The organism is Exiguobacterium qingdaonense (genome assembly GCF_018617855.1).
In the GTDB taxonomy this organism is placed as follows: domain Bacteria; phylum Bacillota; class Bacilli; order Exiguobacteriales; family Exiguobacteriaceae; genus Exiguobacterium; species Exiguobacterium qingdaonense.
In genome coordinates this window covers 264,038-271,510 of record NZ_JACSKY010000003.1, presented here as the reverse complement: position 1 = coordinate 271,510, position 7,473 = coordinate 264,038, and the positions used below count along the sequence as shown (strand labels likewise).

The window sequence follows — 7,473 nt, the reverse complement described above, 5'->3', positions numbered from 1 at the left end:
GTATCCTCCTCGTCCGATACCCGTGGAAGGGGAGGGAGAATCTGACGGAATCACGAACTTTTGTTCGTCATATCTGTCACAGGGGGAAAAGACGTTTGGACCGGGCGATTCATCTCCCACCTACGCCGGGCTTCGCCCCGAGACGCTTAGAGGAGGGAGAATTCTCACCTGATTTAGTTAAAAATCGATCTTGTCCTAAAAAGCGTTCATATGCATGTAGCGACTTATTTTTTGGAATTAAATCGTGAAACCCTCCATAAACAAGCGCTTCATTTGATTTCCTTAATTGAATCATTTTTTGATAATATCGAAACACCGAATCTTCTCGAAGCAAATCAGCTTCTACATTTACATCGATATAGTTCGGGTTCACCGTCATCCAAGGGATCGCTTCCGTAAATCCCGCTTCCCGAAAACCATTCCACTGCATGGGTGTTCGGGAATTATCACGACTGAGCAAGCGCAAGCTGTCCAACACGACTTTCGGATCTTGCCCTTTGCTAACCTCTTCTACATAACGGTTTTTCATCGCAATGTCTTGATAGTCGTCAATCGAATCAAACGTGACACCCGTCATACCGATTTCTTCACCTTGATAGATATAAGGAATGCCAGGTAATGTGTGCGTCAAAGTGGCCAATAGCTTTGCCGAAGCAACACGATGTTCCGCGTCATTACCATATCGCGTCACTTGACGCGTGTGGTCGTGATTATTTAAGAATTGCGAGTTCCAACCTTTTCCTTTCAATCCTTCATACCAGCCACGCTGAATTTCTTTGAAACGGAGCATATCCCACGACGGCATCTCATCCGCGATTTGGAAATGAAACAATGTATTTAGCTCATGACGCGTCTCATCTACATAAAGGACCCCTTCCTTCGGAGTAACGAACGGGATCTCACCGACCGTCATACAATCATAATGTTTTAGAACTTCCTCATGCATTTCTTGAAGGTACTCATGAATGCCAGAATTGTTCGCTAAATAACTTAAATCATACGGATCCTCGACATCAGACAAATCTTGTCGTTTTGCGAGTAAGTTGATTACATCCATGCGAAAGCCGTCAATCCCTTTATCGAGCCAAAAGCGCATCATTTTATAGATTTCATGGCGTAATTCTTCATTTTCCCAGTTGAGATCGGGTTGTTCGACAGCAAACGAATGATAGTAATACTGATTGGTCCTTGCATCATGTTCCCAACACGATGGAGCGAAATAAGAGCGCCAGTTATTCGGTTCTTTACAATCAACAGGATCATGCCAAATATAATAGTCTCGTTTCGGTGAATCGATTGATGTCCTTGCTTCAAGGAACCAAGGATGTTGGTCAGATGTATGATTGACCACTAAATCTAAAATGACTTTCAATCCAAGCGTATGCGCTTATTCGAGCAAACGCTCAAAATCTTTCATCGTCCCCGCTTTTTCCATGACACGATAATAGTCCGCAATATCATAGCCGTTGTCCTTATCGGGCGATACATAAAATGGGTTAAGCCAGACAACATCCGCACCGAGTTCTTTAATATACGATAATTTTTGACGGACACCTTCTAAATCACCGTAACCGTCGCCATTTGTATCAAAGAAACTTCGCCAATATACTTGATACACAATCGCCTCTTTCCACCATGTCCGTTCCAATTCATCTCCTCCTCATTCAAAAACCCCGAGCGTGACCACTCGAGGCTTTGTTTTAAATCCGCGCTAAGACGTGATCGAGCGTGAGGCTACTCGTGTCCGTAAAGACGAGTTCAGCCTCGGTCAACACCTCCGGGTCTCCGATACCGACAGCGAACATACCAGCTGCATGAATCGCTTCGATGCCAGCGACAGCATCCTCAATCCCTACACAATCTTTCGGTTCGACTTGGAGTGCTGCGGCAGCTTTCAAAAATACTTCAGGGTGCGGCTTCGAATCGGTTACCGTCGCCGCGTCGACGATATGGTCAAACGCATCGAGTAATCCGAGTTGACGTGTCACCATCTGTGCGTTCTTAGAAGCAGACGCCATCCCGACTTTATAGCCAGCTTCTTTCAAATCGCCTAAGAACCCCTCAATACCTGGTAAGATGTCTGCGCTCGTGATGTTTGAAATAAGAGATACATAGTGTTCATTCTTTTTTGTCGCAAGTCGCTCCTTCTCCTCGACCGAAAAATCATTCTCACGTCCTCCCAGACGTAAAATCCGTTCAAGCGATTCGGTTCGACTCACCCCTTTCAATGTCTCATTGAATTCACGATCAAAGGCAATGCCAAGATCTTCTCCGAGAGCCCTCCATGCCAAGTAATGGTATTCTGCACTATCGGTGATGACACCATCTAAATCAAAGATAAACGCTTTCATCATAATTCTCCTTATTTATCCCCACCAATTCGTAAACCTTGCATGAAGTATTTATTCAGCATGATATACAAAATGATAATCGGAATGATACTGACGACTGAAGCCGCCATAATGTAGTTCCATTGAGTCGCGTTCTGGCTTTGGAATGACTGCAAACCAAGCGTGAGCGTATATTTCTCAGGTGATGTGATATAAAGTAGCGGTTTCAAGAACTCGTTCCAAAATCCTAGGAAGACGAAGACAGCCTGTGTTGCTACCGAGGCGCGGGCCATCGGGAAAACGATACGCCAAAACGTTTGGAATCGATTGAGCCCATCCACTTGTGCGGCTTCCTCGACTTCACGTGGGAAGTTGATAAAGAATTGTCGCATTAAGAAGATGTAAGAGAAGTTTATAGCCCCAGGTATAATCAAGGCAGAATATGTGTCGAGTATACCGAGCGATCTCATAATCAAGTAGTTCGGGATGAGCAAGATTTGTCCCGGTACCATCATGACCGCCAATATTAATAAAAATAGATAGTTACGGCCAGGAAACCGGAGACGTGCAAGTGAATAACCTGCCATCGTGTTGAAGATGACGTTTACGATTGTACCGAGCGTCGCAATCAAAAAAGAGTTCATGATCCAACGTGGAAAAAGTGGATCTTTCGTAAAGATGTGTTCAAAGTTTGCTAGCGTTGGATTCTCCGGCCAAAGCGTAAGTCCTCCCGCTACAATCTCACTATACGGTTTAAACGAGGCGAGCACTGCCCATAAGAATGGATACAGTGTGACGAGCGCGTACGAAACGAGAATGACGTACATCACGATACGCGGCCATGTTTTCTTTTTCATATCCATTCCCCCTTAATAGTTAGACTCTTCTTTGTTCAATTTACGGGCAATCATCGACACGGTGAAGATGATCGCTGTCAAAATGATCGCAAGGGCAGAAGCGTATCCCATCGTCCCAATCGTCTTGAACGCATATTGATAAATGATGAGCGAGAAGGTGAGCGTCGCGTTGTTCGGTCCGCCAGTCCCTCCTGAGATGATATATGCTTGGTCAAACAACTGGAAGCATCCGATGATTCCCATCAACAGGACGTAGTTTGTCACAGGTGTCAGATTCGGAACCGTGATTTTCATCAGCTTTTGCCAGGCGTTCGCACCATCAAGCGATGCCGCCTCATAAAGTGAAGACGGAATATCTTGAAGCCCTGCCAAGTAGATGGTCATGAAAAATGGAACAGTCGACCAAATGTTCATGACCATGATGGTCGTCAATGCGAAATCTGTTTCATTGATAAAGTTAACTGGCGTATCTAACAATCCAAAACTGACGAGGATGTTATTGATTGGACCATTTAAACTGAATAAAAACATGAAAATCATCGTGAGCGCCGAACTTGAAGTAAGTGTCGGCAAAAAGTAAATCGTCCGAAACGTGTTTTGAAAACGAATTCCCGAATTTAAGACGGCAGCCATTAGAAGTGCGATGGCCGTTTGGATTGGCACAACGAACAGGGCGTAACGGAATGTATTTTTTAACGCTGTCCATACCCGGTCATCGTTCCACGCGTTGACGTAGTTGTCCAAGCCGACCCACTGAAAGTCGATCCCACCAAACAAATTCACGCGTGTAAACGACAAGAACAGAGAATACGCAATTGGAAGCAACGTGAATGTCACCAAGATGATTAGCGTTGGCAACATAAATGTCATCCCCTGTACCGCCTCACGACGATCACGTTCACTACCTTTCTTTTTCTTTGGTGGTGGTGCTTGTGATGCCGTATCAGTACGTCGATTGATTTCGAGCTGTGTGCCCATAGAACCCTTCCTTTCCGAACACAGTAAGGCTCGCGCAGTTACGCGAGCCCAATTGTTTCTTTATTTCAATTGCGTCTCGATATCTTTATTCGCTGTTTCTTCCGCCTTTTTCATCGCTTCCTCAAGCGTCATGTCGCCTTTTAAAGCTGCTGGTAACAAGTTGTTATACTCACGAGCAACGATTGACAGTGAATCTCCTTTTTGCCAAGGTGTCGCATAAGCCCCAGCCGCAACGAATGGCGCTTTCAATTCATCGTCTTGAAGATTCAATTCTTCCGCAATCGATTTGAGTGACGGCAGGACACCGGCTCCTTCAGACCAAATCTTCATGCCGTCTTTCGATGTCGCATAATTGATAAACTCCCATCCCGCCGCTTTTTCTTCCGAATCGCTATTGAGCGAATACGATACTGTGAACATCATCGACCCACTGTCTCCACCAATCGTAGGCACTTCTTTCGTTCCCATTTCAACGTTCGGGAAGTTTTGCTTAATATGGGAGATCGCCCAGTTCCCTTCAATCATGATCGCCGCTTTTTCTGCTCCGAACGAGTCGCCGGCCCACCCTTGACCGAGATCAGCCGGACGTTGAACAAGCTTGTCTTGGTAGGCATCTACAAGGGGTTGGATGGCAGCGATTTGATCAGGTTGCGCCAATACCGCCATTCCGTCCCCATCGACGACCTCCGTGCCGCCAGATTGGAGTACGAACATATGACGTGCAAGTTCAGATGTTGTAATTGCCGGCGTCACACCAGACGGGAGCTTTCCTTTCAACTCTTCCAAGAAACCTGGAAGCTCACCCATGTCAGATGGGATGTCATCTGCTGTGAATCCTGCATCTTCAATCATTTTTTTGTTATAGTAAAGGCCAAGTGTCGAATAGTCTTTCGGCAGACCGAACAATTGATCGTCTGATTTGAAAGCATTGATGGCCGGTTCATAGAAATCGACTAAATCTTTCTCTGCTTGCTCGATGTACTGATCCAGTGGTTCGAGCACACCTTGTTTAGATAGTTCAGGCGCTAAAAAAGCATCGACATAAAACACGTCCGGCGCCGTTCCACCAACGAGGTCCGTTTGAAGTTGTGTTTGATAATCATTATAGACCTTCTTCTTTGCTTTAATTCCTGTCTCTTCGGTGAAGGCCGCTAATAACTCATCAAACGCCTTGACTTCGGCATCTGTCCCTTTCCACGTCCCGACCGTAATTTCTTTCCCTTCGAGATCAGATGGGTTCGAGGCCACTTGCGCTTCCTCTTCGCCACCGCAAGCTGCAGTAAAAACAAGTCCTGATAGCATGACAATTGATAATGGCTTTGAAACTTTCTTGTTCATCGTGATTTTCCTCCTAGAATAATTGTAATCGAATCAAAGTAACCGCTTTCAACTCACAACTAGATTTTAAACCCGAAACGTTTCGGAAATCAAGAACTTTTTTATATAACCGTTACAAATCCTTTAAATAAGCGGTTTACAAGTCTTTCATATACAGGCTAAACTAGATATACAATCAAATTAATCCCAAATTAATCACAACGTTTTCATATAAAGGAGTCTTTCACCATGGCTACATTAAAAGATGTCTCCAAAGCATCCGGTTTTTCGATCACAACCGTATCTCGCGCCTTGAACGGCTATGACGATGTGAACAAGGAGACTCGAGACAAAATTTTAGATGTCGCAAAGGAGCTCGGCTACAGCCCGAACATCCTAGCGCGCAGTCTAGTCAAAAAGCAATCAAACACAATCGGGTTCCTCGTCACCGACTTAAAACGTGAGAGTATTAAAGATAATTTCATGTTCGAGACGTTATGCGGTGTGTCAGACGAGTTATCAAACCTTAACTACGAGTTCGTACTTTTATCCACTTCTACTTCGAAGCAAAAGAACAAGACATATAGTCAGATGTGTGCCGAACGTCAATTAGATGGCGTTGTCATCCAAGGCTTGAAACGAGATGACCCTTATTTACTCGAGGCGATCGAGAGCACAGTGCCTTGCGTACTGGTCGACATACCAGTCGAAGGGGTGAACACCGGCTACGTAACATCGAATCAGCTCGAAAGCGCCAAACAAGCCGTACGTTATCTAATCCGACTCGGACATCAACACATTGCGTTTATGAACGGCTCCCCCAACGCCTATGTCTCGACCGTTCGATATGACGCCTATCGTCAAGTGTTGCATGAGCATGAAATCGACTTTCGCGACGAGTATGTGCTGAACGGGGACTTCGAGGAACTCGCCTCAAAGAATGTGGCACTCCCATTTTTACTGAATCACCCCGAAGTCACGGCAATCTTCTGTGCATCTGACGTGATGGCACTCGGTGTTCTTCAAGCGACGCGCGAACTCGGATTGAACGTGCCTGATGACTTGTCCATCATCGGATTCGATAACATTCTCTTGTCCCAATATGTATCCCCTCCTCTTACGACAGTCGGGCAACAACCTTACGAAATGGGGCGCAAAGCTGCGTCTATGATTGTAAACATTGTCGAAGAGCAAGATGCCCCCCACGAGGTGTTTGTCAACAACCAACTGATCCTTCGAGAATCGGTCACAAAAAATCGGCGATGATTAGTCATCGCCGATTTTTCGGATTGTCATGAAAGCGAATATTCCGACAGTTGCCCAATACAATACGGACAACATCGGCACGTTGATCGGCAACAGCGCGATCGCTGTTCGCACGAAAAGCGGTGCTGTAATGCCGTATGCTGTAATCGTCCATGCTTCTTTATAACGAATCGGAACAAAGCGCCGAAACCCGAGCCCCGCAAGCGCCAATAATGAAAGAAGCAGAAGGTGAAGGACCAAGTCAAACAAGATGGCCCCATAAATATAAATCGGATAGAACCAGTTCAACTCCTCTAACAGAGCATATACATCTCGCTCCGTCACATCCGACCTTCCCACAAAATCCAGCAAGGATCGATAACTATTCAAATCCGTCTCGACCCCGCTTCGTTTGAGTGCCCAACCTGTTTCGCTTAGCACTAACGCCTGCCGTGCGTTCGTCTCTCTTTCATCTCCTACCATCACCGTCAAATCCAGCACCGAAACGTCGAACGAAAACGCTTGATTGTAACGAAGGCCGTCTTCAGTAATACGAAAAGACGGTAGCTCTTCCTGACCTACTGCAGATTGGTTTGTCCATTTCACACTGTATACGATCATGTTCGCTAAAAGAACCGCGATTACTACATAAAAAAATGATTTCCAGATAGACTGCGTTCTCCACATTTTCACTTTATCGAATTGAAACCCAAGACTAGCAATCAGTTGCTCCATGTCGACCCTCT

At 45.5% G+C, this 7,473-nt stretch carries 6 protein-coding genes and 1 pseudogene; 1 reads left to right on the top strand and 6 read right to left on the bottom strand.

Annotated elements, in window-relative coordinates; translation table 11 throughout:
- Positions 1–178: 178 nt before the first annotated feature.
- From KNP00_RS06285 to KNP00_RS06265, 5 genes and pseudogenes are all read right to left on the bottom strand, one after another.
- A pseudogene (locus tag KNP00_RS06285) lies at positions 179–1,648 on the bottom strand (alpha-glucosidase); the annotation flags it as partial.
- A 52-nt stretch (positions 1,649–1,700) separates the two neighbouring features.
- Complete coding sequence (pgmB, locus tag KNP00_RS06280) at positions 1,701–2,351, bottom strand: beta-phosphoglucomutase (RefSeq protein WP_215143308.1); 651 nt, start codon at positions 2,349–2,351, stop codon at positions 1,701–1,703.
- 11 nt (positions 2,352–2,362) lie between these two features.
- Complete coding sequence (locus KNP00_RS06275) at positions 2,363–3,187, bottom strand: carbohydrate ABC transporter permease (RefSeq protein WP_215143306.1); 825 nt, start codon at positions 3,185–3,187, stop codon at positions 2,363–2,365.
- Between the two features lie 12 nt (positions 3,188–3,199).
- Positions 3,200–4,165, bottom strand: a complete 966-nt coding sequence (locus tag KNP00_RS06270; RefSeq protein ID WP_215143304.1) for a carbohydrate ABC transporter permease — start codon at positions 4,163–4,165, stop codon at positions 3,200–3,202.
- A gap of 60 nt (positions 4,166–4,225) precedes the next feature.
- Positions 4,226–5,503: an ABC transporter substrate-binding protein gene (locus tag KNP00_RS06265; protein ID WP_215143302.1), complete on the bottom strand. Its 1,278-nt coding sequence runs from the start codon at positions 5,501–5,503 to the stop codon at positions 4,226–4,228.
- Positions 5,504–5,731: 228 nt separating this feature from the next.
- Between KNP00_RS06265 and KNP00_RS06260 the strand changes: the two genes are divergently transcribed.
- The gene (locus KNP00_RS06260; protein ID WP_215143300.1) at positions 5,732–6,748 is read left to right on the top strand and encodes a LacI family DNA-binding transcriptional regulator; all 1,017 of its coding nucleotides are present in this window, start codon (positions 5,732–5,734) and stop codon (positions 6,746–6,748) included.
- Here the strand turns inward: KNP00_RS06260 and KNP00_RS06255 are convergent, their stop codons facing one another.
- The gene (locus tag KNP00_RS06255; RefSeq protein WP_215143299.1) at positions 6,749–7,462 is read right to left on the bottom strand and encodes a DUF1189 family protein; all 714 of its coding nucleotides are present in this window, start codon (positions 7,460–7,462) and stop codon (positions 6,749–6,751) included. It lies immediately after the preceding gene.
- Between the last annotated feature and the right edge of the window lie 11 nt (positions 7,463–7,473).

Bases quoted from the DNA above. Each gene is read 5' to 3' on its own strand.
- KNP00_RS06270 (WP_215143304.1), bottom strand. From the start codon at position 4,165: ATGGGCACACAGCTCGAAATCAATCGACGTACTGATACGGCATCACAA.
- KNP00_RS06275 (WP_215143306.1), bottom strand. From the start codon at position 3,187: ATGAAAAAGAAAACATGGCCGCGTATCGTGATGTACGTCATTCTCGTT.
- pgmB (WP_215143308.1), bottom strand. From the start codon at position 2,351: ATGAAAGCGTTTATCTTTGATTTAGATGGTGTCATCACCGATAGTGCA.
- KNP00_RS06260 (WP_215143300.1), top strand. From the start codon at position 5,732: ATGGCTACATTAAAAGATGTCTCCAAAGCATCCGGTTTTTCGATCACA.
- KNP00_RS06255 (WP_215143299.1), bottom strand. From the start codon at position 7,462: ATGGAGCAACTGATTGCTAGTCTTGGGTTTCAATTCGATAAAGTGAAA.
- KNP00_RS06265 (WP_215143302.1), bottom strand. From the start codon at position 5,503: ATGAACAAGAAAGTTTCAAAGCCATTATCAATTGTCATGCTATCAGGA.